Origin of the sequence: Streptomyces sp. NPDC006283 (assembly GCF_040613325.1) — a bacterium.
Classification (GTDB): domain Bacteria; phylum Actinomycetota; class Actinomycetes; order Streptomycetales; family Streptomycetaceae; genus Streptomyces.
Window position 1 is genome coordinate 17,900 of record NZ_JBEXRZ010000041.1, and the last position, 25,130, is coordinate 43,029.

General features: G+C 68.8%; 16 protein-coding genes, 2 tRNA genes and 2 pseudogenes. 9 read left to right on the plus strand and 11 right to left on the minus strand.

Features of this window, described 5'->3' with window-relative positions; translation table 11 throughout:
- Nucleotides 1-576 precede the first annotated feature (576 nt).
- The 3 genes and pseudogenes from ABZ070_RS11810 to ABZ070_RS11820 all read left to right on the plus strand — a co-directional run bounded on the left by ABZ070_RS11810 (nucleotide 577) and on the right by ABZ070_RS11820 (nucleotide 5,112).
- Entirely contained in the window at nucleotides 577-1,404 is an 828-nt protein-coding gene (locus tag ABZ070_RS11810) for an FAD binding domain-containing protein (protein ID WP_356632543.1), read from the plus strand.
- Nucleotides 1,401-4,126 (plus strand): annotated as a pseudogene (locus tag ABZ070_RS11815) (molybdopterin cofactor-binding domain-containing protein). Before ABZ070_RS11810 ends, ABZ070_RS11815 begins: the two are co-directional and overlap by 4 nt.
- Complete coding sequence (locus ABZ070_RS11820) at nucleotides 4,123-5,112, plus strand: antibiotic biosynthesis monooxygenase (RefSeq protein ID WP_356632545.1); 990 nt, start codon at nucleotides 4,123-4,125, stop codon at nucleotides 5,110-5,112. The pseudogene ABZ070_RS11815 and the gene ABZ070_RS11820 overlap by 4 nt, the downstream one beginning before the upstream one ends.
- A 621-nt stretch (nucleotides 5,113-5,733) precedes the next feature.
- Here ABZ070_RS11820 and ABZ070_RS11825 read toward each other — a convergent pair.
- Nucleotides 5,734-8,214 (minus strand): annotated as a pseudogene (locus tag ABZ070_RS11825) (valine--tRNA ligase); the annotation flags it as partial.
- A gap of 137 nt (nucleotides 8,215-8,351) precedes the next feature.
- Here ABZ070_RS11825 and ABZ070_RS11830 point away from each other — a divergent pair.
- Nucleotides 8,352-9,320 carry a hypothetical protein gene (locus ABZ070_RS11830; RefSeq protein WP_356632547.1) on the plus strand — a complete coding sequence of 323 codons (969 nt, stop codon included), beginning with the start codon at nucleotides 8,352-8,354 and terminating at the stop codon, nucleotides 9,318-9,320.
- A gap of 1,177 nt (nucleotides 9,321-10,497) precedes the next feature.
- Here ABZ070_RS11830 and clpX read toward each other — a convergent pair.
- From clpX to ABZ070_RS11855, 5 genes are all read right to left on the minus strand, one after another.
- A complete protein-coding gene (gene clpX, locus ABZ070_RS11835) occupies nucleotides 10,498-11,784 on the minus strand; it encodes an ATP-dependent Clp protease ATP-binding subunit ClpX (protein WP_356632549.1) in 1,287 nt (428 codons plus the stop codon).
- Between the two features lie 147 nt (nucleotides 11,785-11,931).
- Nucleotides 11,932-12,606, minus strand: coding sequence for an ATP-dependent Clp protease proteolytic subunit (locus ABZ070_RS11840; protein WP_356632551.1), 675 nt, complete (start codon nucleotides 12,604-12,606; stop codon nucleotides 11,932-11,934).
- 41 nt (nucleotides 12,607-12,647) lie between these two features.
- The gene (locus ABZ070_RS11845) at nucleotides 12,648-13,253 is read right to left on the minus strand and encodes an ATP-dependent Clp protease proteolytic subunit (protein WP_356632573.1); all 606 of its coding nucleotides are present in this window, start codon (nucleotides 13,251-13,253) and stop codon (nucleotides 12,648-12,650) included.
- A 295-nt stretch (nucleotides 13,254-13,548) separates the two neighbouring features.
- Nucleotides 13,549-14,937 carry a trigger factor gene (gene tig, locus ABZ070_RS11850; RefSeq protein WP_356632553.1) on the minus strand — a complete coding sequence of 463 codons (1,389 nt, stop codon included), beginning with the start codon at nucleotides 14,935-14,937 and terminating at the stop codon, nucleotides 13,549-13,551.
- 147 nt (nucleotides 14,938-15,084) lie between these two features.
- Nucleotides 15,085-15,161, minus strand: a tRNA-Pro gene (locus ABZ070_RS11855).
- Between the two features lie 142 nt (nucleotides 15,162-15,303).
- Between ABZ070_RS11855 and ABZ070_RS11860 the strand changes: the two genes are divergently transcribed.
- A tRNA-Gly gene (locus tag ABZ070_RS11860) sits at nucleotides 15,304-15,374 on the plus strand.
- A gap of 95 nt (nucleotides 15,375-15,469) precedes the next feature.
- Here the strand turns inward: ABZ070_RS11860 and ABZ070_RS11865 are convergent.
- Complete coding sequence (locus ABZ070_RS11865) at nucleotides 15,470-15,664, minus strand: hypothetical protein (RefSeq protein ID WP_005317603.1); 195 nt, start codon at nucleotides 15,662-15,664, stop codon at nucleotides 15,470-15,472.
- Between the two features lie 423 nt (nucleotides 15,665-16,087).
- Here ABZ070_RS11865 and ABZ070_RS11870 point away from each other — a divergent pair, with 423 nt between their 5' ends.
- Complete coding sequence (locus ABZ070_RS11870) at nucleotides 16,088-17,254, plus strand: acyltransferase family protein (RefSeq protein WP_356632555.1); 1,167 nt, start codon at nucleotides 16,088-16,090, stop codon at nucleotides 17,252-17,254.
- A gap of 80 nt (nucleotides 17,255-17,334) precedes the next feature.
- On the opposite strand, the gene ABZ070_RS11875 is transcribed toward ABZ070_RS11870, so the two are convergent.
- Nucleotides 17,335-17,796, minus strand: coding sequence for an HD domain-containing protein (locus ABZ070_RS11875; RefSeq protein ID WP_356632557.1), 462 nt, complete (start codon nucleotides 17,794-17,796; stop codon nucleotides 17,335-17,337).
- Nucleotides 17,797-17,969: 173 nt separating this feature from the next.
- On the opposite strand from ABZ070_RS11875, the gene ABZ070_RS11880 reads away from it, so the two are divergent.
- Nucleotides 17,970-19,187, plus strand: coding sequence for a cation:proton antiporter (locus ABZ070_RS11880; protein ID WP_356632559.1), 1,218 nt, complete (start codon nucleotides 17,970-17,972; stop codon nucleotides 19,185-19,187).
- Here the strand turns inward: ABZ070_RS11880 and ABZ070_RS11885 are convergent.
- Nucleotides 19,144-20,289 (minus strand): PP2C family protein-serine/threonine phosphatase, encoded by a 1,146-nt coding sequence (locus tag ABZ070_RS11885; protein WP_356632561.1) that lies wholly within the window; start codon nucleotides 20,287-20,289, stop codon nucleotides 19,144-19,146. The genes ABZ070_RS11880 and ABZ070_RS11885 overlap by 44 nt on opposite strands.
- A gap of 106 nt (nucleotides 20,290-20,395) precedes the next feature.
- On the opposite strand from ABZ070_RS11885, the gene ABZ070_RS11890 reads away from it, so the two are divergent.
- The gene (locus ABZ070_RS11890) at nucleotides 20,396-21,625 is read left to right on the plus strand and encodes a GNAT family N-acetyltransferase (RefSeq protein ID WP_356632563.1); all 1,230 of its coding nucleotides are present in this window, start codon (nucleotides 20,396-20,398) and stop codon (nucleotides 21,623-21,625) included.
- Nucleotides 21,626-21,656: 31 nt separating this feature from the next.
- Here the strand turns inward: ABZ070_RS11890 and ABZ070_RS11895 are convergent, their stop codons facing one another.
- Both ABZ070_RS11895 and ABZ070_RS11900 read right to left on the minus strand, forming a co-directional pair.
- Entirely contained in the window at nucleotides 21,657-22,469 is an 813-nt protein-coding gene (locus tag ABZ070_RS11895; RefSeq protein WP_356632565.1) for a DNA-formamidopyrimidine glycosylase family protein, read from the minus strand.
- A gap of 66 nt (nucleotides 22,470-22,535) precedes the next feature.
- Nucleotides 22,536-23,024, minus strand: a complete 489-nt coding sequence (locus ABZ070_RS11900; RefSeq protein WP_356632567.1) for a ribose-5-phosphate isomerase — start codon at nucleotides 23,022-23,024, stop codon at nucleotides 22,536-22,538.
- 168 nt (nucleotides 23,025-23,192) lie between these two features.
- Here ABZ070_RS11900 and ABZ070_RS11905 point away from each other — a divergent pair, with 168 nt between their 5' ends.
- Nucleotides 23,193-24,674: an amino acid permease gene (locus tag ABZ070_RS11905; protein ID WP_356632569.1), complete on the plus strand. Its 1,482-nt coding sequence runs from the start codon at nucleotides 23,193-23,195 to the stop codon at nucleotides 24,672-24,674.
- Nucleotides 24,675-25,130: the final 456 nt, after the last annotated feature.

A 25,130-nucleotide genomic window follows, 5' to 3' on the forward strand; every position in this document is an offset into this window, starting at 1 on the left:
CCGGACACCAGCGCCCAACTGATCGGCGCCCGCCGGTGATTCCGGTCACAGAAGCGCCCGAGTGGTGCGGCAACCGACAGACGCTCAGCCGCCCGCCATTCGGTCACTGCGCCAGCGGCTGTCCGCGGACGGATCCCGCCCGCTCACCGAAGGGCGGCTCATCGAGAAGCGTGTCGCACACGGGGCCGCGCGACGCTGCCCCCGACGGTGGCGCAGCTCGAGGACGATCCCGCCCACCGCGGCGGCCGCAGCCGCGGCGCCCGCGAAGGGAAGTGCTGAACCGGAGCCAGCTGAAGCCGCTGCCCGTCGTCCCCTCCGCGGCGGCCCGGTACCGAGAGCGACAGGACAGCGACGTACGTCCGCACCGATGCCGGCGCGGAGGGGGCGGAAGCCGCGCCAGGCCGGGGGCGCGGGGCCGGTTCGGCCGCGCGGGGGCGGTCCGTTCTGGGTAGGCTGGTCAGGGAATCCATATTGTCCACCGGCCCCGTCTCCCACTCGATGACCGCGGCTGCCGGTAGCCGATCCCGCCGCGCGAGGTTGGCGCAGCTCCCCGCGTGCAGGGGCAGGTGTATCCCCATGGATCTCAACACCATCACCGAAGTCGTCCGGCGGCCGTCCGCCCGGCCGGGCGCGGACTGGCGCGAGGGCGACGCCTGGCTCGCGGGCGGCACGTGGCTGTTCTCCGTGGAACAGCCGGACCTGCGCCGCCTGGTCGACCTCACGGCGTTGCCGTGGGATCCCCTCGTCCCCGGCGACGTCGGCCTCGAGATCGGTGCCACGTGCACGATCCGCGACCTCCATGCCTTCGTGCCGCCCGACGACTGGACCGCCGGCGCACTCCTCGCGACGTCCTGCGAGGCGTTCCTCTCCTCGTTCAAGGTCTGGAACGCGGCGACCGTGGGCGGGAACATCTGCATGTCCCTCCCCGCCGGTCCGATGATCACGCTGACAGTCGCGCTCGAGGCACGCTACGAACTGTGGGCCCCCGACGGCTCCGTGCGCACCGTCGACGCCCTCGACTTCGTGACCGGGAACAACCGCAACATCCTCGCTCCCGGGGAGGTGCTGCGCCGTATCGACATCCCGGCGCACGCGCTGCGCAGACGCCACGCGCACCGCCGCTTCACCCTCACCCACCTCGGCCGCTCGACGGTGTTCCTCATCGGCACGCACACACCCGGAACGAGCGATCTGCTGCTGACCGTCACCGCCGGTACCACGCGGCCGGTGCGTTTCGCCTTCGAGACCATGCCCGATGCCCACACGCTGCGGCAGAGCATCGACGCCGTCCCCGCCGACGTCTGGTTCGCCGACCCCAACGGAACCCCCGACCACCGTCGCCACCTGACACAGCACTTCGCCGAAGAGATTCGTCGCGAACTCATCGCGGGGGACCCGGCATGACCTACCTCGTGAACGGCAGAAGCTTCGGCGAGGAGCCGGACCCCGGCCAGTGCCTGCGCACCTTCCTGCGCGGGCTCGGCCACTTCGGCGTCAAGAAGGGCTGCGACGCGGGCGACTGTGGTGCGTGCACGGTGTGGCTGGACGGCGTCCCGGTCCACAGCTGCATCACCCCGGCCTTCCGCGCGGAAGGACGGGAGGTGACCACGGTCGAGGGGCTCGGATCACCAGGCGACCTGCATCCGGTGCAGCGCCGGTTCCGGGACGCCCCCGGATTCCAGTGCGGCTTCTGCACCGCCGGGATGATCATGACGTCGGCGACGTTCACCGAGGAGCAGAAGGCCGACCTGCCCCGGGCGTTGAAGGGCAATCTCTGCCGCTGCACCGGCTACCGGTCGATCGAGGATGCCGTCAGGGGCGTCGCTCACGCGCAGACGGCGGCGCCGGGCAAGGCCGTCGGAACGAGCGTCGGCGCACCGGCCGCCGAGGACGTGGTGACCGGCCGGGCCGAGTTCACGATGGACACCCGCATGAACGGCATGCTGCACCTCAAAGTGCTGCACTCGCCCCACGCGCACGCCCGGATCGTCACGGTCGACAAGACCGCCGCACTCGCGGTCCCCGGCGTGCGTCGCGTCTACACCTGGGAGGACGTGCCGCGCAGGCGCTTCACCACGGCGATCCACACCGACCACCTCGTCGATCCGGACGACACCTACATCCTCGACGACACGGTCCGTTTCGTCGGTCAGCGCGTCGCCGTCGTTCTCGCCGACACGGTCGGGGCCGCCGAGGAGGGCTGCCGGAAGCTGGGGTGGAGTACGAGGTGCTGCCGGCGGTCTTCGACCCCGAGGAGGCCATGGCCGGCGGGGCACCGCAACTGCACCGCTCCGAGGACCCGTTCGTCCGTGACAGCGTCCGCAACCTCCTGCTGGAGATCCACTCGCACATCGGCGACATCGACGCCGGATTCGCCGCGGCCGACGTCATCCACGAGGGCACGTACGTCTCACCCCGCGTCCAGCACGCGCATCTGGAGACGCACGGCTCGATCGCCTGGATGGAGGACGGCCGGCTCAACGTCCGTACCAGTTCGCAGTCGCCGTCGATCGCGAAGGTCAAACTGGAGTACCTGTTCGCCCTGCGCCCCGACCAGCTCCGCGTGTTCTGCAAGCGCGTGGGCGGCGGCTTCGGCGGCAAGCAGGAGGTCATTGCCGAGGATCTGGTCGCGCTGGCCACCCTGGACACCGGACGGCCCGTCTGTTTCGAGTACACGCGCGAGGAGGAGTTCACCACGGCCTCGCCGCGGCACCCGATGAAGCTGACGGTCAGGCTCGGCGCGAAGGCGGACGGCACGCTCACGGCCTTCCAGGTGCGCAACGTGTCCAACACGGGCGCCTACGGCAACCACGGCGGCGAGACGCTGTACGCGGGCGGCGCCGCCGTCATGATCTACCGCTGTCCCAACAAGACGTACGACGCCTATTCCGTCTACACCAACACCGTGCCGAGCGGCGCGCTGCGCGGTTACGGCATGACCCAGCCGGCCTTCGCCGTGGAGTCGGCGATGGACGAGCTGGCCCTGGCCCTGCACATGGACCCGCTCGAACTGCGCCGCCGCAACATCGTGCGTCCCGGCGATCCGCTCGTCGCGATGCACGAGGGCCCCGACGACGTCATGTTCAACGAGGACGGGCTCGCCCGGTGCATCGACCTCGTGGGAGGGGCCCTGGCCCGGACGGCGGACCAGCCCGCTCCCGGACCGGGGTGGCGGGTGGGGAGCGGCGTGGCGAGTTCCCTGCACGAGACAGCGCCCCCGACCGAGCACATCTCCACGGCCTGGGTGACACTGGGCGATGATCTTGTCTACGAACTGGCCGTCGGAACGGTCGAGTTCGGCGAGGGCACCTCGACGGCGCACGTGCAGATCGCGGCGAGCCGGCTGGGGACGACTCCGTCGCGGATCCGCCTCGTGCAGTCCGACACCGACCGCACGGGATTCGACACCGGCGCCTTCGCGAGCGCCGGACTCTTCGTGTCGGGCAACGCGGTGCTCCGGGCGGCCAACGCGGTGCGCGACCGCATCCTGGAGTTCGCCGCCGCGCACACGGGTGTCCATGTGGTGATGTGCTCGATGGACGACGAGGACGTCGTCTGCGGGGACACACGCGTCCCGCTGGCCGAGCTCGTCGCGCTGGCCCGGGTCCGCGGCATCCGCTTCACCGCTGCCCGCAAGGCGTACGGCTCGCCCCGTAGCGTCACCTCCAACACGCAGGGGTTCCGCATCGCCGTCCACTCGGTCACGGGGGAGATCCGCGTCCTGTACAGCGTCCAGGCGACCGACGCCGGTGTGGTGATCAACCCCGAGCAGGTCCGGGGGCAGGTGGACGGCGGCGTGGCCCAGGGCATCGGCTTCGCGCTGACCGAGAACTACCAGGTCGACGCGGACGGTGCCATGGCCAACCCGAACCTCCGTAACTACCGGATCCCCACCTTCGCCGACGTCCCCCGCACCGAACTGCTCCTCGTGGACTCGTCGGACTCCGTCGGGCCCATGCGGTCGAAAGGGATGGCGGAATGCTGCATCAACCCGGTGGCTCCCGCGCTCGCGAACGCGCTCCGCGACGCCACCGGCGTGCGCTACCGCGAGTTGCCCCTGACCCCGGAGCGGATCTACAGCCGGCTCAACGAGAGCCGGTCCGCACGGACGGGCCCGGCCCGATGACCACCGAGAACCCCACCGCCGCCGCGCAACGCGCGGACGCCGCCGCGACGGTCATCATCGGCCGCAAGGTCAAGCCCGGCATGGAGCGGGAGTACGAGGAATGGCAGGAGGGCGTCAACGCCGCCGCCGCCGGGTACGCCGGGTACCTCGGCGCCGAGGTCTCCCCGGCGACGGATCTGCAACCCGACTGGGTCATCGTCTACCGCTTCGACTCGGTGGCCCATCTGCAGGCGTGGATCAACAGCGCGACCCGGCAGAGGCTGCTGGACACCGGTGAGAAGTTTTTCGACGGTCCCGCGACCCAGCAGGTGATCAGTGGCGGCACGCAGCCGACGGACCCGCTCGTCACCGTGGTGGTGACCCACCGCGTCGCCCCGCACCAGGTCGACGCCTTCCTCGACTGGCAGCAGCGCATGAGCCAGGAGGAGAGCAAGTTCGAAGGCTTCCGCGGCACCGAGATCTTCCGGCCGATCGAGGGCCTGCAGGACGAATGGACCACCCTGTACCGCTACGACAACGCCGAGCACCTCGACGCCTGGCTGACGTCGGCGAAGCGGCGGGAGGTTCTGGCCGAAGGCGAGAAGTTCGACGACTTCAAGCTGCGCACGATCGACAACTCGTTCGGCAGCTGGTTCGCCTTCGAGGAGAACGGCAGGGAAGCGCCGCCACCCTCGGAGACCAAGACCGCCATCGCGGTCTGGGTCGGCCTCTACCCGACCGTGGTGCTCCTCACGCTCGCCCTGGCGCCCCTGAGGTGGCCGCTCTTGCTCGGGCTGCTCGTGGGCAACTTGCTGTCGAGCTTCATCATGAGCTTCTTCACGATGCCCCATTACGTGAACCGACTGCTCAAGCGGTGGCTGTGGCCCCCACCGGAGGAACCGCGGACCAAGACCAACCTCAAGGGGCTCGGCACCGTCGCCGCCGTGACCGTCTTCTGGGTGGTCGTCTTCTACCTGATCACGCGACAGTTCTGGACCCTGCCCTGACCCCACGGCCCCACGCGGACAGGTGTGCCACCTGCGGCGGCGGCACCGTTGGCCACAACGGGAGTCGATGCCGCACGGGCCGCGAAAGGCGGTGTCCGGCCCGCCCCCGAGGCCCTCGCCGGCCGCGCCTGCACCGGAGAACGGGGGAGCGGGGGAGGGGAAGCCGCCCTACTCCGCCGGGTCCTCCTCCGCGTTCCTGACGGCCTTCCTCGCCGCCGCCCTCACCTCGTCCCGGCTCTGCCCGGTCGCCTCGGCGTGCTTCGTCACCGCAGCCTCGAACCTGTCGGCCGCGTCGCGCCAGCGCTCTTCCTGCGCCTCGCGCTCCCCGTCGTCCAGGCCGGCGAGCTTCGCCCGCTCTTCCTCGGCGGAACGTTCCAGCTCGATCAGTTCATCCGGGATCTCTGCCACGACGAGGACCCTAAGCCGCCTCGGCGGTACCGCCACGCAGCAGCCGCGACCTCGCTCACCACGCCCCCTGGATGGCCTACGGCCCGAAGCGGGCAGTACCGGCCCGGCCCACTGGGCGATGCCCCGGGCATCCCCGGCGTTGACGCCCCCGGCGCGGGGAACCCGGCCTGCGCAAACAGGTTGGTGCGTCCTGGGGGGCCGGGCCCGGCCCCCCAGGTCCTTCGTCAGACGCTTGCGCTCGGCCTCGACGTCGATGGTGCCCGACAGGTCGAGGGCGACCGTCGCCCCGGCGACCGGGAGGGACGCCGTCGCGTGGAAGCCCTCGCCCTCCGGCTGCAGCCGCAGCAGTTGCCGGATCGCGGGCTCGTGCGGCGCGAGCGCGGTGCCGTCGAGGGTGAGCTTGGCCGGGACCTTCTGTCCGGGCTGGAGCCCCTGGTCGGAACGGAACCGGCGGACTTCGGTGACGACCCGCTGGACGAGCTCGATCTCCCGCTCCGCGGCGTCGTCACGGAAGCCGCCCGGCGCGTCAGCGCCAGGAACACGCACAGTGCCCGGCCAGTCGGCGACGACGAGCGACTCCCCACCGGTCAGCGTCGTCCACAGGGTGTCCGTGACGAACGGGACGACCGGGTGCAGCAGCCGCAGCGTGACGTCCAGGACCTCACCGAGGACCCGGCCGGACACCTTGGCCTGCTCGCCGCCCGCGAAGAACGTCGTCTTCGACAGCTCGACGTACCAGTCGAAGACCTCGTCCCAGGCGAAGTGGAAAAGGGCCTCGGAGAGCTTCGCGAACTGGTAGTCCTCGTAGAAGGCGTCCACCTCGGCGACCGTCTTGTTCAGCCGCGACAGGATCCACCGGTCCGCGGAGGACATCTCCTCCGGTGCGGGCAGCGGGCCTTCCACCGTAGCGCCGTTCATCAGCGCGAAGCGGGTGGCGTTCCAGATCTTGTTGGCGAAGTTGCGGGAACCCTGGACCCAGTCCTCGCCGATCGGGACGTCGACGCCCGGGTTGGCGCCGCGCGCGAGCGTGAAGCGCAGGGCGTCGGAGCCGTACTTGTCCATCCAGTCCAGCGGGTTGACCGCGTTGCCGAAGGACTTCGACATCTTCTTGCCGAACTGGTCGCGGACCATGCCGTGCAGGACGATGGTGTGGAACGGCGGCGTGCCGTCCATCGCGTACAGGCCGAACATCATCATCCGGGCGACCCAGAAGAAGAGGATGTCGTAGCCGGTGACCAGGACGGAGTTCGGATAGAACTTCGCGAGGCTTTCGGTCTGCTCGGGCCAGCCGAGCGTGGAGAACGGCCACAGGCCGGAGGAGAACCAGGTGTCCAGGACGTCGGTCTCCTGGGTCCAGCCTTCCCCGGTCGGCGGCTCCTCGTCGGGGCCGACGCAGACGATCTCGCCGTTCGGGCCGTACCAGACCGGGATGCGGTGGCCCCACCACAACTGGCGGGAGATGCACCAGTCGTGGAGGTTGTCGACCCAGTCGAAGTAGCGCTTCTCCATCTCCTGCGGGTGGATCTTGACCCGGCCGTCGCGGACCGCGTCACCGGCGGCCTTCGCCAGCGGACCGACCTTGACCCACCACTGCATGGACAGCCGCGGCTCGATGGTCGTCTTGCAGCGCGAGCAGTGCCCGACGGAGTGGACGTAGGGCCGCTTCTCGGCCACGATCCGGCCCTCCGCGCGCAGCGCGCCGACGATGGCGCTGCGCGCCTCCAGACGGTCCAGGCCCTGGAAGGGGCCGTGGGCGGTGATGACCGCGCGCTCGTCCATGACCGCGAGGGAAGGCAGGTTGTGACGCTGCCCGATCTCGAAGTCGTTCGGGTCGTGAGCCGGCGTCACCTTGACCGCACCCGTGCCGAACTCGGGGTCGACATGCGTGTCGGCGACGACGGGGATCGTGCGGTCGGTCAGCGGCAGCTTGATCTGCTTGCCGATCAGATGCGCGTAGCGCTCGTCGTCGGGGTGGACGGCGACCGCGGTGTCACCGAGCATCGTCTCGGCGCGAGTCGTGGCGACGACGATGGTGTCCTCGCCCTCGCCGTACTTCATGGAGACGAGCTCGCCGTCGTCGTCCTGGTACTCGACCTCGATGTCCGAGATCGCCGTCAGACAACGCGGGCACCAGTTGATGATGCGCTCGGCACGGTAGATCAGCTCGTCGTCGTAGAGCTTCTTGAAGATGGTCTGGACGGCCTGGGACAGCCCCTCGTCCATGGTGAAGCGCTCGCGCGACCACGCGACGCCGTCGCCGAGGCGGCGCATCTGGCCGGAGATCTGGCCACCGGACTCGCCCTTCCACTGCCAGACGCGCTCGATGAACGCCTCACGGCCCAGGTCGTGGCGGGACTTGCCCTCCTTGCCGAGCTCGCGCTCGACGACGTTCTGCGTGGCGATGCCGGCGTGGTCCATGCCCGGCTGCCACAGCGTCTCGTAACCCTGCATCCGCTTGCGGCGGGTGAGGGCGTCGATCAGCGTGTGCTCGAAGGCATGGCCCAGGTGGAGACTTCCGGTGACGTTCGGAGGCGGGATGACAACCGTGAACGGAGACTTCTCGCTCTTCGCGTCCGCCTCGAAGTACCCGCGCTCTACCCAGCGCTCGTACAACGGCCCCTCTACCTCGGCCGGCGCGTACTGGGTCGGCAGTTCGGAAGTGGGCGCTGTGGGCTGCTGAGTGTTCTCGGTCACGGGACCAGTTTAGGGGTGTCACAGGGTCGTCCTGAAACGCGATTCCTACGTAACGGTGTGCCCCCCGCCGCCCCGGGTGGCCGGGGCTTGGGCCAGGATGTTCGGAACACATAAACATCACGAGGGGAAATCCCGTAATGAGCTACAACCAGCCGGGCCCGTACGGCGGGCAGCAGCCGCAGCAGCCCGGACCGTACGGACAGCCGGGGCCCTACGGGCAGCCGCAGGGCCAGCCGAGCCCTTACGGCCAGCAGCCGCAGGCCCCGCAGCCCGGCTACGGGTACCCGCAGCAGGCCCCGCAGGGCGTCCCGCCGCAGCAGCCGTACGGATACCCGCAGCAGCAGCCCGGCCAGTACAGCCAGCCCCAGCAGCCCGGTCCTTACGGCCAGCAGCCCGGCGGCTACCCGCCCCCGCCGCCGGCCCAGGGCGGCAGCGGCAAGAAGACCGGCCTCATCATCGGCGCCGTGGTCGTGGCACTCGCCGTGCTGGGCGGCGGCGGTTACTTCCTGCTCGGCGGTGGCGGCGGCCTGGAGGACGACGGCCCGCACAAGCTGACGACACCCGCGACGCTTCTCACCGACTACAAGCGGGTGTCGAAGGACGGCCAAGAGCTCGGCGGCGACTCCGCAGTCAAGGACATGGAGAAAAGCGGCGTCCAGGACGGCAAGTCGCTGATGGGCCAGTACACCACCGCCGACATCAGCAAGTACGACCCGAGCGACCCGAGTTCGGTCCCGGACCTGAAGACCGCCAAGGGCATCACCTTCGTCGGCGCTTACGGCAAGGTCGCGGACCCGCAGAAGGCACTGGACGCTTTCTTTGCCCAGATCAACAAGGACTCGTCGTCCAGCAGCGGCGAAGGGCCCAAGATGGTCGGCACGCCGGAGGAGGCGACCCCGGCCGGCTTCAACGGCCTCATGAAGTGCCAGGCTGCCAGCGGCAAGGACGCGCTCACGCAGAAGAACAAGACCGACTGGTTCTGCGTGTGGGCCGACCACAGCACCCTCGCGATGGTGTCGCCCGGTGATGCCACCAAGGGGGTCGACAAGGAGACGGCGATCAAGATCACCGTCGACACCCGCAACGCGATCCGCGTCAAGGCATAACGCCGACCGCGCAGCGAAGGGGCGCCGGTCAGCGACCGGGCGCCCCTTGGTCGTCTGCACAACGACCGGAGGCACGCCCTTGCGGATGAGGCATTGCATACCCAGCATCAGGGCCTCCTCCATCGTCGCTTGCAGTTTGTGCGTGCCGACCGGGGCGCATGAGCTGCCGGGCACTGGCCCCTTTAGGCGGGCAGCTCGAAGATGGGGCACCCCAGTACGCCAAGTCGACAGCTACCAGCACGGACAAGCATCGATTTTCGGACGAGCGTTCGAAGCGAAAGCCGACATCCGTTGGCTTGATCACGCCATGCTCATGACGCTACGAGACTCACAGCGCCGGCAGGGGTGATCACCCCTCCAGCTGGCGCTACGCCAAGTGAGAGCGCGTGACGACACCCACCGGGCCCGGCCCCTCGGCAGATCAACGCCGCGCGCCCAACTGAGGACACTGCCGCCGACAGTGATGAACCATCACACTGCGCTACCAAAGCAGGGCAACAACCGAATCCCCGGGCACCGTTGGCTGAGCGATCAAGACAAGGACGGCCAGGCTTGAGATCGCTTCCACCAAACCCCACACACGGCCCGTAGCTCAAGTTTTCGATAGCTTCGGCCTTCCTAGACCCAGCCGTTCAAGGGGGAGCCGTGCGCAAACGGTATGCATCACTCGTTACGGCCGCCGTAGCCAGCCTCATCGTGCCGCTCACAGCGTCACCGGCCAGTGCCGCCATTGACTACAACGAAGGCTGCACCACTATCAATGGTGGATCCATCTTCGGCGGAGCTGACGGGGGAGGCCAGTGGAACTTCGTCAGTAGAACCCTCTTGGAGCCGATGACCCTTTCCGTTTATGACAAAAAGGCAGACGGACATCATGTCGCTGTCAGGTTGATCACTCGCAAGAGCGACGGCAGGAACCATGCCTGGCCCTGGCACCGCCTCTACGCCGGCAAGGGAACGTCAGAGAGTTGGGGTACCCGCGCGTCCGATTCCGGGGGGATACGACTTGCCTTTGTACAGGTCGGCGTATTCGAGGGCAGCACCCTCCTGCAGACTTGCTCTACTCGCGAGGGGAAGAACCGCCATTGGGGGTAGTTGTCGCATAACACCACCCGAACGTGGAAGGGGCGCCCGGTCAACTCGGTTGACCGAGCGCCCCTTCCACGTTCGGGTGCGGCTACGCCGACTTCTCGTGGCGGCCGTTGTCGTCCTTGACGATCCTCGGGACCAGCGTCGGGTTGACGTTGTTGTGGACCACGTCCTCCGTGATGACCACGCGGGCCACGTCCTTGCGGGACGGGACCTCGTACATCACCGACATCAGGACCTCCTCCATGATCGCGCGCAGGCCGCGCGCGCCCGTGCCGCGGAGGATGGCCTGGTCGGCGATGGCCTCGAGGGCCGGGAGGTCGAAGTCCAGCTCGACGCCGTCGAGTTCGAACAGGCGCTGGTACTGCTTCACCAGCGCGTTGCGCGGCTCGACGAGGATCTTGAGGAGCGCCTCGCGGTCCAGGTTGTGGACCGAGGTGATGACGGGGAGGCGGCCGATGAACTCGGGGATCATGCCGAACTTGACCAGGTCCTCCGGCATGACCTCCTGGAACTGGTCGCTCGCCTCGATCTCGCGCTTGGAGCGGATCGTGGCTCCGAAGCCGATGCCCTTGGCACCCGCGCGCGACTCGATGATCTTCTCGAGGCCGGCGAACGCGCCGCCCACGATGAAGAGCACGTTCGTCGTGTCGATCTGGATGAACTCCTGGTGCGGGTGCTTGCGGCCGCCCTGCGGCGGGACCGAAGCGGTGGTGCCCTCGAGGATCTTGAGGAGAGCCTGCTGGACGCCCTCGCCGGAGACATCGCGGGTGATCGACGGGTTTTCGCTCTTACGGGCGACCTTGTCGATCTCGTCGATGTAGATGATTCCGGTCTCGGCCTTCTTGACGTCGTAGTCGGCCGCCTGGATCAGCTTGAGCAGGATGTTCTCGACGTCCTCGCCGACGTAACCCGCCTCCGTGAGCGCCGTCGCGTCGGCGATGGCGAACGGGACGTTCAGCATGCGGGCCAGGGTCTGGGCGAGCAGCGTCTTGCCGGACCCGGTGGGGCCGAGCAGCAGGATGTTGGACTTGGCGAGCTCGATCGCGTCGTCCCGGCCCTGCGCGCCGCCGTTCTCGCCGGCCTGGACGCGCTTGTAGTGGTTGTACACCGCGACCGAGAGCGCCTTCTTGGCCGGCTCCTGGCCGACCACGTAGCCCTCCAGGAACTCGTAGATCTCGCGAGGCTTGGGGAGTTCCTCCCACCGCACCTCGGATGTCTCTGCGAGTTCCTCCTCGATGATCTCGTTGCAGAGGTCGATGCACTCGTCGCAGATGTACACCCCGGGGCCTGCGATGAGCTTCTTCACCTGCTTCTGGCTCTTTCCACAGAACGAGCACTTGAGCAGGTCGCCGCCATCACCGATGCGTGCCACGAGGTGCTTCCCCTTCGCCTGGGAGCGGCTTGGTTCAGCCGGCTCCTGGTGCCTCATATTCGACGGTACCTTGCCGAGCCCCCCGTTCGGGCCCCCCTTGGCGCGGTTCACATTGACGTGTACCGCGCCAAGGGCCGCCGGGATCGGTCAGGCGGCCGTTGCGGCCGTGCTCTTGCGGGTGGAGACGATCTGGTCGACGAGGCCGTACGCGAGCGCGCCGTCGGCGGTGAGGATCTTGTCGCGCTCGATGTCGTCGCGGATCTTCTCGAGCGGCGTGGTGGAGTGCTTGGCCAGCATCTCCTCCAGCTGCTCACGCATGCGCAGGATCTCGTTGGCCGCGATCTCCAGGTCGGAGAGCTGCTCCCGGCCGGTCTGCGAGGACGGCTGGTGGATCAGGACGCGGGCGTGCGGCAGGGCCATCCGCTTGCCGGGCGTTCCCGCGGCCAGCAGCACGGCCGCGGCGGAGGCCGCCTGGCCCATGCAGACCGTCTGGATGTCCGGCTTCACGAACTGCATCGTGTCGTAGATGGCGGTCAGCGCGGTGAAGGAGCCACCGGGGCTGTTGATGTAGATCGAGATGTCCCGGTCCGGGTCCATCGACTCCAGGCACAGCAGCTGCGCCATCACGTCGTTTGCGGAGGCGTCGTCGATCTGCACGCCGAGGAAGATCACGCGCTCCTCGAAGAGCTTCGCGTACGGGTCGTACTCGCGCACACCCTGGGAGGTGCGCTCGACGAAGCGGGGGACGACGTAGCGGCTGTCCGGCTGGGGGCCGGTGTAGAGGCCGCTCGCGGAGAAGTTGCTCATGTGGGTGTTCACCATCCTGGTGGCGTTCGGCGGGCTGGGGCTCGGTGCGGTACGGCTCAGGCGCCGGTGCCGCCGCCGCCCGGGACGCCCGATGCGGCGGAGATGATCTCGTCGATGAGGCCGTACTCCTTGGCCTCCTCGGAGGTGAACCAGCGGTCGCGGTCACCGTCGCGGATGATCGCCTCGACGGTCTGACCGGAGTGCCGGGCGGTGATCTCCGCCATGCGCTTCTTCGTACGGAGCAGATACTCGGCCTGGATCTTGATGTCCGAGGCGGTGCCGCCGAGGCCTGCCGAACCCTGGTGCATCAGGATGTCGGTGTTGGGGAGCGCGAAGCGCTTGCCCGGGGCGCCGCCGGTCAGCAGGAACTGGCCCATGGACGCCGCCATGCCCATACCGATGGTCACGACGTCGTTCGGGATGTACTGCATGGTGTCGTAGACCGCCATGCCGGCCGTCACCGAGCCACCGGGGCTGTTGATGTAGAGGTAGATGTCCTTGTCCGGGTCGGCGGCAAGGAGCAGCATCTGCGCGGTGATCTTGTTGGCGATGTCGTCGTCGACCTGCTGGCCCAGGAAGATGATGCGCTCGCCGAGCAGCCGGCTGTAGACCTGGTCGCCGAGGCCACCACCGAAGGACGGCTCGCCGGCGGCATAAGGCATCAGATTCGTCACGTATCCACCTGCTCGTCTCTGACGGCTTCGACCGTCTCAGCGTCTTGTAACCGGGGGCGGGGACTCCCCTGCCCTCGTACTCATGGACCCTAACGCGCAGGTCGGACAGAGCCATCCCGCTTCCCGAACTGTTCGCTGGGAGCGCAAGGTCGGGGTGCGGGGCCGGCGTCCGCCGCTGCGCGCGTGGGCGGGCCCTGAAACGGCCTCTGCGGGCGCCGGTAGTACGCGTACGGGCTCCGGTCGCGTAGTGGCGTCCGGAGCCCGTACAGGGTCAGCTCGAGGCTCAGGCCTCGTTCTTCTCCTCGGTCTCACCTTCGACGGCGGCCTCGACGGCGGAGGCGGCGGCCTCGACCTCTTCCTCGTCGTCCTCGAGGTCGACGACCTCGCCGTTGGTGTCGACGACCTTGGCGGCCTCGACGACCACGGCCAGCGCCTTGCCGCGGGCGACCTCGCCGACGAGCATCGGCACCTGGCCGCCCTCGACGACGGCCTGGGCGAACTGGTCGGGGCTCATGCCGGAGGACTGGGCACGCCGCATGAGGTGCTCGGTGAGCTCCTCCTGGTTGACGTTCAGCTTCTCCTTGTTGACGAGCTCGTCCAGGATGAACTGGGTCTTGATGCCCTTGACCGCCTGCTCCTTGGTCTCGGCGTCGAACTCTTCCTCGGTCTTGCCCTGGATCTCCAGGTACTTGCCCAGGTCGAGGCCCATCTGGCCGAGCTGGTGGTGCTCAAGGTTGTGCTTGCGGGTCTTGACCTCGTCCTCGAGGAGCTTCTCGGGGATCGGGACCTCCGCCAGCTTCAGCAGCTCGTCGAGGACGCGCTCCTGGGCCTGGGTGGCCTGGTCGTACTGCTTCATGTTCTCGAGGCGCTTGCGGCTGTCCGCCTTCAGCTCCTCGAGGGTGTCGAACTCGCTGGCCATCTGCGCGAAGTCGTCGTCGAGCTCGGGGAGCTCCTTGGCGGCGACGGCGGTGACCTTGACGGTGACCTCCGCGTCCTTGCCCTCGGCGGAGCCACCCTTCAGCTGCGAGGTGAAGGTGGCCTCGCCGCCGGCCTCCAGGCCGGTGACGGCCTCGTCGATGCCCTCGAGGAGCTCGCCGGAACCGATGGTGTACGACACGCCGTTCGCGACACCGTCGGGCAGGACCTCGCCGTCGACCTTGGCCTCGAGGTCGATCGTCACGACGTCGCCCTCGGCGGCGGCGCGCTCGACCGGGTTGGTGGAGGCGAAGCGCTCACGGAGCTGCTCCACCGACTTCTCGACGTCCTCGTCGGTGACCTCGACGGCGTCGACGGTGACCTCGATGCCGGAGTAGTCCGGGATCTCGATCTCGGGGCGGATGTCGACCTCGGCGGTGAAGGCCAGCGTCTCACCGTCCTTCAGCTCGGTGATGTCCACCTCGGGCTGGCCGAGCGGGTTCAGCTCGGCCTCGTTGACCGCCTCGGTGTAGAGCTTGGGAAGCGCGTCGTTGACCGCCTCCTCCAGCACCGCACCACGGCCGAACCGCTGGTCGATCACTCGGGCCGGGATCTTGCCCTTACGGAAGCCCTTCACCGTGACCTGCTGGTTGATCTTCTTGTACGCCGCGTCGAGGCTGTCCTTGAGCTCCTCGAAGGGCACCTCGACAGTGAGCCGAACCCGGGTCGGGTTCAGGGTCTCCACGGCGCTCTTCACGGTTCGGTCTCCTTGGTGGCTGACTTCTTTGGGTTCGCCGGCGCTGTGATTCAGCAGTCCGGCGGATGGGGCCCGGCACATCAGACACACGGGCACGCAGCTTGCATAGTAACGGCAAGCGGGAGGAGCCTCACAACGCGATCTTGCTGGTCGGGGTGGCCGGATTCGAACCGACGACCTTCCGCTCCCAAAGCGGACGCGCTACCAAGCTGCGCCACACCCCGTCGGTGCGAACCGTAGGGTACATGCCCGCGGGGCGTGAGCCTGCCCCTTTACGGGGCGTACGGAATGGGGTGTGCGTCGAGCGCCCCGGACCCGCTACGATGCTTCTCGTGCCGCGGCCCTCGTGACCTGCGGTGCGAGCTTGCGGGCGTAGCTCAATGGTAGAGCCCTAGTCTTCCAAACTAGCTACGCGGGTTCGATTCCCGTCGCCCGCTCTGTGCATGCTTCGGGCCCGGCTCGGTGATCACTCACCGGACCGGGCCCGAAGTCGTTCAGGGTCGTTCAGCGGGCGGCCACGCCGGGCACGGCGTCAGAAGCTGATCTGGTTGATCGTCTCCGCTATCGAGTTCATGAATCTGTTGATCGACGGCGCCATGCCCGTCGAGGCGAGGAAGAAACCGAAGAGCACCGCCACGATGGCGGGTCCGGCTTTGATGGAGCCGCCGCGGATCAGCACCACGAGGACGATCGCCAACAGAAGCACCACTGACAGTGAAATGGCCACAACTGATCACACCCTCGGTCGGTCCGCCTTGCCGGCCCGGGAGCGCACGGCCCAGCACACTCCCGCCTGCACCATCGTGCCACCAACCCCCCTGCCCCTGTTGCCGGGTGACGAATCGTCCTGGACAAGATCACGCCAACCGCGGCGCGCGGCGCACTCGGAGCCGGCGCGGCGGGTGGTCCGGCGGAGTGAAATGCCAGCGTCAATTCAACTTGATCGTTTCACTGTCCCCACACTTTGGTCACGAGAAATTCGAAGAGGTGACGTGAGGTAATTCACGACCTCCTCCGAACGGGGCGGTATGCCCTGTTTAAGGCGGATTAACTAGGGCATATGGGTCGGTTGGTGGCGGTGTCAGATTCGAATAGCCCAGGTGCCCGACGTGTTTTACGAAATCGAATAGGCCCGGCTAGGGTGCCTTGAATGTTCCACGCTGCGCATGGATACGAGACGGCCCGGCGGCCTGAGGCCGAGGAGCCGAAGCCCACCCCTACGACGTCGGCGGCGACCGCTCTCGCCCCCGCCACGAGTGGCTTGAAGTCCGCCCCGCAGCCGGCCCCCAAGGCCACCGGACGCGACGCCTACTTCGACAATGCGAAGTATCTGGCCATCGTGCTGGTGGCCATGGCGCACGCCTGGGAGCCGGTGATGGACGGCAGCCGGGCCACGCGTGCCCTCTACATGGTGATCTACACCTTCCACATGCCGGCCTTCATCCTCATCTCCGGCTACTTCTCACGGAGTTACCAGGGCAAACCGCATCAGCTCAGACGACTGCTGACCGGCATCGCCCTGCCGTACGTGGTCTTCGAGGTGGCCTACTCGTTGTTCGCCCGATACGCGAACGACGATCCGGAGCATCCGATCAGCCTGCTCGACCCCTTCTATCTGACGTGGTTCCTGGCGGCGCTGTTCATCTGGCGGCTGACGACCCCGCTGTGGCGGACGGTGCGGTGGCCGCTGACCATCTCTCTGGTGCTGGCGGTTCTGGCCACATTGACGCCGGACATCGGGGCGGACCTGAACCTTCAGCGTGTGCTGCAGTTCCTGCCGTTCTTCGTGCTCGGCCTGTGCCTGAAGCCGGAGCACTTCCAGCTCGTACGGCGGCGCGAGGTGCGGCTGCTGTCGCTGGCGGTGGTCGCGGCCGCCCTGCTCGTCGGGTACTGGGCGGCGCCGCGGATGAAGCTGGGCTGGTTCTACCGCTCGAGCAGCGTGCAGGAGCTCGGTGTGCCGTGGTGGTCGGGGGCTGTGATGACCTTCGCCTTCTTCGGGTGCGCGGTACTGCTGACCGTGGCGTTCCTCGCCTGGGTGCCGCGCCGCAGGAGCTGGTTCACGGTGCTGGGCACCGGGACCATCTGCGGCTACCTGCTGCACGGTTTCCTGGTCAAGGCCGGTGACTACTGGGGCCTGTTCGAGAGCTACCCGTGGCTGGGCAGCCCGCTCGGTCTGATCGTGGTGACGGTGGGCGCGGCGGGCGCGGTGACGCTGCTGTGCACGCCGCCGGTGCGCAGGGCGCTGAGGTGCGTGACGGAGCCGGAGATGAGGTGGGCCTTCCGCCGGGACGCCTCGGAGCTGGGCCCGCGTCGGTGACTTCGCGGCCGCGAGGCTTCATGCACTGAACGACTTCGTGGAACCGGGCGGCCGTGGCGGGCCCCAGCGGGGCCCGCCGGTCAGCTCTCCTCCTGCGTCAGGCCGAGCAGCCGGCGCATCTTCGCGTACTTGGCGGCCAGCTTGTCCCGTGTCGCCTCGTCCAGCACGGCCAGGCGCGCGGGGTCGGCGTTGTGGGCCAAGTCAGCCTGCTTGACGAGCAGCGCGCCGGGAGTGGCCAGAATGCGCTGCGTGTAGACCTCCAAGTCCTCGTCCTCACCTCTGGTGAGGGCGAGGACCATGTCTTTCACGGCCGGCGGCAGCGCGGCTCCTTCCAGCCATTCGCGGCTCAACACGTCGTCCTCGACGGTGTCGTGGAGCCAGCCCGCGGCGATCTGGTCGTCGCTCCCGCCCCGCGAGCGCACCCCCTCTGCCACGGCGGTGATGTGTTCGGCGTAGGGGCGCCCCGCCTTGTCCTTCTGGCCGGAGTGGGCCTCGCGGGCGATCGCCTCGATCTCGGCCAGGGTCAGCATCTGCTGCGACATGGCACGACTCTACGCGCAACGGAACCGCCTCGAGCGGTGCCGAACGCCGAGCAAATAATCGTTTGGTAAACTAACTACTGACGTTTTTTTGACCTTCTCTTGACTTGTTGCGCCCCAGGCGCACAGATGCGAAGGGACCTGAGCTCATCGGCCACGCAGACACCCTCATCGCCATGGGCGGCGCCTTTCTCGCCGCCGCCGTGCTCGCCCGCCTCGGCGGCCGTATCGGACTGCCGACCATCCCCTTGTTCATCCTGGCCGGGATCCTTCTCGGCCCGCACACCCCAGGGGTCGTTCTCGTCTCCGACCCGCACGACCTCGAGATGCTCTCCGCTCTCGGACTCGTGCTGCTGCTCTTCTACCTGGGGTTGGAGTTCCATCTCGACGACCTCAAGGCCGGCGGCCGCAAGATGGCGCTCGCCGGAGGGGCGTATCTCGCGCTGAACGTGGGCGCGGGGCTCGGCTTCGGCTTCGCCCTCGGCTGGGGCACCTCCGAGGCGCTCGTGCTCGCCGGAGTGCTCGGCATCTCCTCGTCCGCGATCGTGACCAAGGTCCTCGTCGATCTCGGCCGGCTGGGCAACGACGAGACCCGGCCGATCCTCGGCATCATCGTCGTGGAGGACGTCTTCCTCGCCCTCTACCTGGCCGCACTGCAGCCCATCCTGTCCGGTGCACAGAACCTCGCCGCCGCCGTCATGGACGGCGCGAAGGCCTTCGCCTTCCTGCTGCTGCTCGCACTCGCCGCGCGTTTCGGCACCCGGCTCGTCGGACGGCTGATCTCCACCCGCGACGACGAGCTGCTTGTCATCTCCTTCCTCGGCGCCGCGGTGTTCGTGGCGGGGGTTTCCGAATGGTTCGGGGTCGCGGACGCCATCGGCGCGTTCATGGTCGGCCTGATGCTCGGCAGCACCACCTCGGGCGAGCGCATCCGCAAGCTGGTGCATCCGCTGCGGGACGCCTTCGGCGCGATCTTCTTCTTCGCCTTCGGCCTGTCGATCGACCCGGGGGACCTGCCGACCGTCGTATGGCCCGTCCTCGCGGCCGTCGCACTGACGCTGCTGATGAACGTGGTGGCGGGACTGGCCGCCGCACGGATCTACCGGTTCGACGCCGGGCAGACGGCGAACATCTCCACCACGCTGCTGGCCCGCGGCGAGTTCGCCCTCATTCTCGCGACGATGGCGGCGGGCGCCGGCCTGGACGACCGGCTCTCGCCGTTCATCGCCGGATACGTGCTGATCCTCGCGGTGCTCGCCCCGCTCGCGGCCGGGCGGTCGCACTGGCTCGCCCGCATCCTGCCGGGAGGCCGCGGGGGCGGGGGCCCCGACGCGGAAGGTCTCGTATCCCTCACGCCTGACGGCACAGCAGCAGCAGGGCCCGGTCGTCGTTGACGTCCTTGGCGACCGCCTCGATCAGGTGCCAGGCCGCGCCCTCGAAACCGGAGGACACGTAGCGGTCGGCTTCACCGGTGAGGCGGTCGATGCCCTCGCTGATGTCCCGGCCCGACGCCTCCACCAAGCCGTCGGTGAACAGCATCAGCACGTCGCCGGGGCGCAGGGAACCCTTCACCGGGTCGAACTGCGCCCCGTCGTAGACACCGAGGAGCGGGCCCTCCGCGGCCTTCTCCTCCCAGCGGCCGCTGCCCGCGTGGAGCTGGAGCGCGGGCAGATGGCCGGCGGACAGGAGCTCGTAGTCCCCGGAGTCGAGGTCGAGGACTAGATGGATCGACGTCGCGAACCCCTCGTCCCAGTCCTGCCGCAGCAGATAGCCGTTGGCCGCCGGCAGGAAGGCGTGCGGCGGCAGCGAACCCAGCAGCCCGCCGAAGGCGCCGGAGAGCAGCAGAGCACGCGAGGCCGCGTCCATGCCCTTGCCGGACACGTCGGTGAGGACGACCTCCAGGGTGCGGCCGCCGCTCGTGCGGGCGGCGACCACGAAGTCGCCGGAGAACGACTGGCCCCCGGCCGGGCGCAGCGCCATCTCCTGGTGCCAGCCGTGCGGCAGCCGCGGCAGGGCGCTCTGCACCCTGATGCGTTCCCGCAGGTCGAAGAGCATCGTGCCGCCGCGCCGCCACGGCACGCCGACCCGGGCCCGGAACTGGGCGATCAGCAGCCCGAACAGGCCGCACGCCGCGACCACGAGCACCGTTCCGGGGGTGACCCTGGCCGGGCCCTCGGTGTACGGGCCGAGCACTATGGACTCGACGATCAGGGCCGCCGCGGCCGCCGCGTAGAGACCGAGCAGGCTCGCGGGCCGAAGCAGCAGCCCGCCCGCGACGATCGGCAGGACCAGTGCGACCGGTGAACACCACACGGGCGCGACGACGGTGCCCCAGGTGATCGCCGGGACGGTGACCAACAGACCTGCCAGAGCGAGCCGGTCGGAGCCGTCGCCGCGGAAGTAGTCGACCGCGGACTTGCGCAGCGCGATGCGCGCCCGGTGCATCGCCTTGCGCAACCGGGCCGTGAACGAGTCTGCTGCAGAGCCGCGGGCCATTGCCGTGGACCCTATCCACCCGCCGACCCGGCGTGCAGGGGGACCCCATGACATTGTGTTCGAAATCGGGTCGCGACGGGCCGCGCGCGCCTGGTAGGGATGGCATATGACGACAGAACTGCGGGTGCTGCGGCAGTCCGAGTGGGACCACTGGTACGGCAGGCTCGAGCTCGCGTTCGGCGGCGTCGCCGAGGCCCGTGCGGAACGCAAGCTCTGGGAAGAGCTGACGGAGACCGACCGCTCCATCGGCGTCTGGGACGGTGCCGAGTGCGTCGGCACCGCCGGGGCGTTCACGTTCTCCGTGTCCGCGCCGGGCGGCACGTTCGTACCCGCGGCGGGCGTGACCATGGTGAGCGTCGCGGCGACCCACCGGCGGCGCGGAATCCTGACGTCGATGATGCGGCGTCAGCTGGACGACGTCCGCTCATGGGGTGAACCGCTCGCGGTGCTGACCGCCTCGGAGCCGGTGATCTACGGCCGCTTCGGCTACGGGATCGCCACCCATCAGATGTCCCTGGAAATCGACTCGTCGCGGGTGGGAGTCGCCGTGCCGCCCGGCGCCGAGGACGTACGGCTGCGGTTCGTGCCGGTCGCCGAGGGCGCAGAGGCGTGCGAGCAGGTGTACCGGCGCACCATCGGCTCGCGGCCCGGGATGCTCGCGCGCGGCAAGGGCTGGGAGCGGCTGCCGCTGCTCGATCCGTCGAGCGAGCGCGATGGCGCGTCGCCGATGCAGTGCGTGCTCGCCGAACGGGACGGCCGGGTCGTGGGTTACGCCCGCTTCCACAACAAGCCGGCATGGGCGGCGGCCGGAGCCGACGGCTCGATCTCGGTCCGGCACGTCGACGCGCTCGACCCGGCGGCGTACGCGGTGCTGTGGCGGTTCCTGTGCGAGATCGACCTGACGTCGACGGTCCGGTCCCACAACCGTCCGGTCGACGACCCGCTGCTCCACCTGGTCACGGACATCCGGCGCTGCGGCGTGCGCGTACGGGACGCGCTGCATGTACGTCTCGTCGACGTGGGGGCCGCGCTCGAAGCACGCCGCTACACGGCGCCGGTCGATGTGGTGCTCGATGTCGAGGACGCGTTCTGCCCCTGGAACGAGGGACGTTGGCGTCTGACGGGGGACGCGAAAGGCGCGTCGTGCGAGCGGACCCGGGACGCGGCGGAGCTCGCAGTGTCCGTACGGGAGCTGGGCGCGGCATACCTCGGGGGCGTGTCGCTGTCGTCGCTGGCGGGGGCGGGCCGGGTACGGGAGCTGCGCAAGGGGGCGCTCGCGGAGGCGTCGGTGGCGTTCGGGTCCGACGTCGCGCCGTGGCTGCCGCACGGGTTCTGAGCCGGCGCCGCGCCGAGGCGGGGCGCCCCGGTCAGGACGGGATCTGGCAGCCGGGGCACCAGAAGAGGTTGCGCGCCGCCATGGGGGCCGTGCGGATCTCGGATGCACAGATGTGGCACGGCATGTTCGCCCGCCGGTAGACGTAGACCTCGCCGCCGTGGTCGTCGACGCGCGGCGCGCGGCCCATCGCCTCGGGCGTGTGCTCCGGACGGACGGTGTCGATGCGGTTGTTGCGTACGCCCTCGCGCATCAGGTCGACCAGGTCGTGCCAGATCGCGTCCCACTGCCGGGGGGTGAGGTCCCGGCCCGCCCGGTACGGGTCGATGCCGTGGCGGAAGAGGACCTCGGCACGGTAGACGTTGCCCACGCCCGCGATGATCTTCTGGTCCATGAGCAGCGCGGCGATCGTCGTGCGTGAGCGCGAGATCCGCGCCCAGGCCCGGTCCGGGCCGTCGGTGGGGCGCAGCGGGTCGGGGCCGAGGCGGTCGTGTATCGCCTGCTTCTCGGGCTCGGTGATGAGCGTGCAGGTGGTCGGACCGCGCAGGTCGGCGTAGTGGTCCTCGTTCAGGACCCGCAGCCGGACCGTGTCGGCCGGCGGCGGGGCGGGCGTCCTGCCGAAGCCCAGCTTGCCGAAGAGTCCGAGGTGGATGTGGACCCACCCGGTGTCCTCGAAGCCGAGGAACAGGTGCTTGCCGTGGGCGTCGGCGGCGTCCAGGACCCGGCCGTCGAGGAGGGCGGCGCTGTCCGCGAACTTGCCCTGCGGGCTGCTGACGCGCGTACTCCGGCCCGCGAACCGGTGCAGGTAGTCCTCGGCGAGGCGGTGGATCGTGTGCCCCTCGGGCATGGGCGGCGGCTCCTGGACGGCATGGCTGTGCCGCCGGGGAGACCCGGCGGCACGAGGGACGTGGGGTCAGCCCTGCTGCGGGTGGTGGGCCGGGATCGGGGGGAGTTCGCCGGTGGCCTCGTACGCGGAGAGCATCTCGATACGGCGGGTGTGACGCTCCTCACCCGAGTACGGGGTGTTCAGGAAGATCTCGACGAACTTCGTCGACTCCTCCACGGTGTGCATCCGGCCGCCGATCGCAATGACGTTGGCGTTGTTGTGCTCACGGCCGAGCGCGGCGGTCTGCTCGCTCCACGCCAGCGCCGCCCGCACCCCCTTGACCTTGTTGGCTGCGATCTGCTCGCCGTTGCCGGAGCCGCCGATCACAATGCCGAGGCTGCCCTCGTCCGCGACCGTCCGCTCGGCGGCGCGCAGGCAGAAGGGCGGGTAGTCGTCCTGTGCGTCGTAGATGTGGGGACCGCAGTCCACGGGCTCGTGGCCGTGGGCCTTGAGCCACTCGACGAGGTGGTTCTTGAGTTCGAAGCCGGCATGGTCCGAGCCGAGGTACACGCGCATGGTTCGAGTGTGGCATGCGGGGCAGGCGCATCCGGGCCCGGGCCCGGCTCCCAGCGTTTCGGAGTGATGAGTACAACGAAACGGAGTCGGCTCTTCCGTACCGGAAGGTACTGGGTTTGAATGCCCAGGTTCGTAACCCGAGCGACACCGAGACATAAGGATTCGTCCATGACGTCGCAGACGACCCTCACAAAGGAAGGCGGCCCGTCCGAGATCCCCGGACAGCCGAATTCCCCCGAAGGTCTCAAGGCCGGTCTCAAGAACCGCCACCTTTCCATGATCGCCATCGGCGGTGTCATCGGCGCCGGCCTCTTCGTCGGATCCAGCTCCGGCATCGCTGCCGCGGGCCCCGCGATCCTCGTGTCGTACGCCCTCGTCGGCATGCTGGTCGTTTTCGTGATGCGCATGCTGGGCGAAATGGCCGCCGCCAGCCCGAACTCCGGTTCCTTCTCCGCCTACGCCGACCGTGCGCTCGGCCGCTGGGCCGGCTTCTCCATCGGCTGGCTGTACTGGTTCTTCTGGGTGGTCGTACTGGCCGTCGAGGCGACCGCCGGCGCCGAGATCCTGGAGGGCTGGATACCGGCCGTGCCGCAGTGGGGCTGGGCGCTGATCGTCATGGTCGTGCTGACGGCCACCAACCTGGTGTCGGTCTCGTCGTACGGCGAGTTCGAGTTCTGGTTCGCGGGCATCAAGGTCGTCGCCATCGGCGCGTTCGTGGTCATCGGCCTGCTCGCCGTGTTCGGCGTGCTGCCCGGCTCCGACAACCCTGGCGCCGGCTTCTCCCATCTCACCGACGCGGGCGGCTTCATGCCCAACGGCGCGGGCGCGATTCTCGCCGGTGTGCTGCTGGTCGTCTTCTCCTTCATGGGCAGCGAGATCGTCACGCTGGCCGCGGGCGAGTCCGAGAACCCGAGGCGCGCGGTCACCAAGGCCACCAACAGCGTGATCTGGCGTGTGGGCTTCTTCTACCTCGGCTCGATCTTCGTGGTCCTGACGCTGCTGCCGTGGAACGACAAGTCGATCACGGACAAGGGCTCGTACGTCGCGGCTCTGGACTCGATCGGCATCGCGCACGCGGGTCAGATCATGAACGTCATCATCCTGACCGCCGTTCTGTCCTGCCTGAACTCGGGCCTCTACACCGCCTCCCGCATGGCCTTCTCGCTGGGTGAGCGCGGTGACGCCCCCAAGGCGTTCGCCAAGGCCAACGCCAAGGGCGTCCCGACCGCGGCCATCCTGGCCTCCGTGGTCTTCGGCTTCGTCGCCGTGTACTTCAACTACGCGTTCAAGGACACGGTCTTCCTGTTCCTGCTGAACTCCTCGGGTGCGGTGGCGCTGTTCGTCTGGCTGGTGATCTGCTTCACCCAGCTGCGGATGCGCGGGATCCTGCTGCGCGAGGCGCCGGAGAAGCTGACCGTGAAGATGTGGCTCTTCCCGTATCTCACCTGGGCGACCGCGGCAATGATCGTCTTCGTGCTCGGCTACATGGTCTACGACGACGCGAACCGCCAGGTCGCACTGCTGTCGATCGCCGTCGCGGCCGTCGTCCTCGCCGTCGCGCTGGTCCGCCAGAAGTTCTTCCCGCAGCCTGCCGCCAGGGCCGCTGCCACGGCGGAGGAGCGTGAGCAGGCACCGGTGTCCGGCGCCTGATCGAAGCGGCACTTCAGCGGGGGAATGCTTGGCGGCACATGTCAGGTATTCCGAGGCTCTCCGTACGTCCGACAAGGAACGTACGGAGAGCCTCCTTCATGTTTCCCACCGCCGTCACCGTCCTGAGGCCGGGCGACGAGAACTACGCCGGCGAACCGGCCGGTTTCCGGACCGGTTTCACGCAGTGGCCCGAGCTCGCGATCGCCGCCCGTGACGCCGAGGGCGTCCGGGCGGGCGTGCGGTACGCGGCCGGGAGAGGGTCTGCCGGTCCGTCCGGGCCCTGCACGCCCGGGGTTTCGAGGTGCTGGAGCCGCGGACGGTGGGCCGCTTCGCCGACTTCGCGTTCGCTGCGGCGACCGTACGCACGGGCCGCACGAGCCAAAAACGCAGAAGAGGCTCGCCGGTCTCAGGTCACTGCACGACCCCGCGAGCCACATAAGAGGGAGAGGGGGGAGG

What these genes read in the sequence shown, in the direction of transcription:
- ABZ070_RS11880 (WP_356632559.1), top strand. Translation starts at nt 17,970, where the DNA reads ATGGGCGGCGCCTTTCTCGCCGCCGCCGTGCTCGCCCGCCTCGGCGGC.
- ABZ070_RS11830 (WP_356632547.1), top strand. Translation starts at nt 8,352, where the DNA reads ATGAGCTACAACCAGCCGGGCCCGTACGGCGGGCAGCAGCCGCAGCAG.
- ABZ070_RS11895 (WP_356632565.1), bottom strand. Translation starts at nt 22,469, where the DNA reads ATGCCCGAGGGGCACACGATCCACCGCCTCGCCGAGGACTACCTGCAC.
- ABZ070_RS11845 (WP_356632573.1), bottom strand. Translation starts at nt 13,253, where the DNA reads ATGCCTTATGCCGCCGGCGAGCCGTCCTTCGGTGGTGGCCTCGGCGAC.
- ABZ070_RS11905 (WP_356632569.1), top strand. Translation starts at nt 23,193, where the DNA reads ATGACGTCGCAGACGACCCTCACAAAGGAAGGCGGCCCGTCCGAGATC.
- ABZ070_RS11870 (WP_356632555.1), top strand. Translation starts at nt 16,088, where the DNA reads ATGTTCCACGCTGCGCATGGATACGAGACGGCCCGGCGGCCTGAGGCC.
- ABZ070_RS11890 (WP_356632563.1), top strand. Translation starts at nt 20,396, where the DNA reads ATGACGACAGAACTGCGGGTGCTGCGGCAGTCCGAGTGGGACCACTGG.
- ABZ070_RS11840 (WP_356632551.1), bottom strand. Translation starts at nt 12,606, where the DNA reads ATGGTGAACACCCACATGAGCAACTTCTCCGCGAGCGGCCTCTACACC.
- ABZ070_RS11900 (WP_356632567.1), bottom strand. Translation starts at nt 23,024, where the DNA reads ATGCGCGTGTACCTCGGCTCGGACCATGCCGGCTTCGAACTCAAGAAC.
- ABZ070_RS11885 (WP_356632561.1), bottom strand. Translation starts at nt 20,289, where the DNA reads ATGGCCCGCGGCTCTGCAGCAGACTCGTTCACGGCCCGGTTGCGCAAG.
- ABZ070_RS11810 (WP_356632543.1), top strand. Translation starts at nt 577, where the DNA reads ATGGATCTCAACACCATCACCGAAGTCGTCCGGCGGCCGTCCGCCCGG.
- ABZ070_RS11820 (WP_356632545.1), top strand. Translation starts at nt 4,123, where the DNA reads ATGACCACCGAGAACCCCACCGCCGCCGCGCAACGCGCGGACGCCGCC.
- ABZ070_RS11875 (WP_356632557.1), bottom strand. Translation starts at nt 17,796, where the DNA reads ATGTCGCAGCAGATGCTGACCCTGGCCGAGATCGAGGCGATCGCCCGC.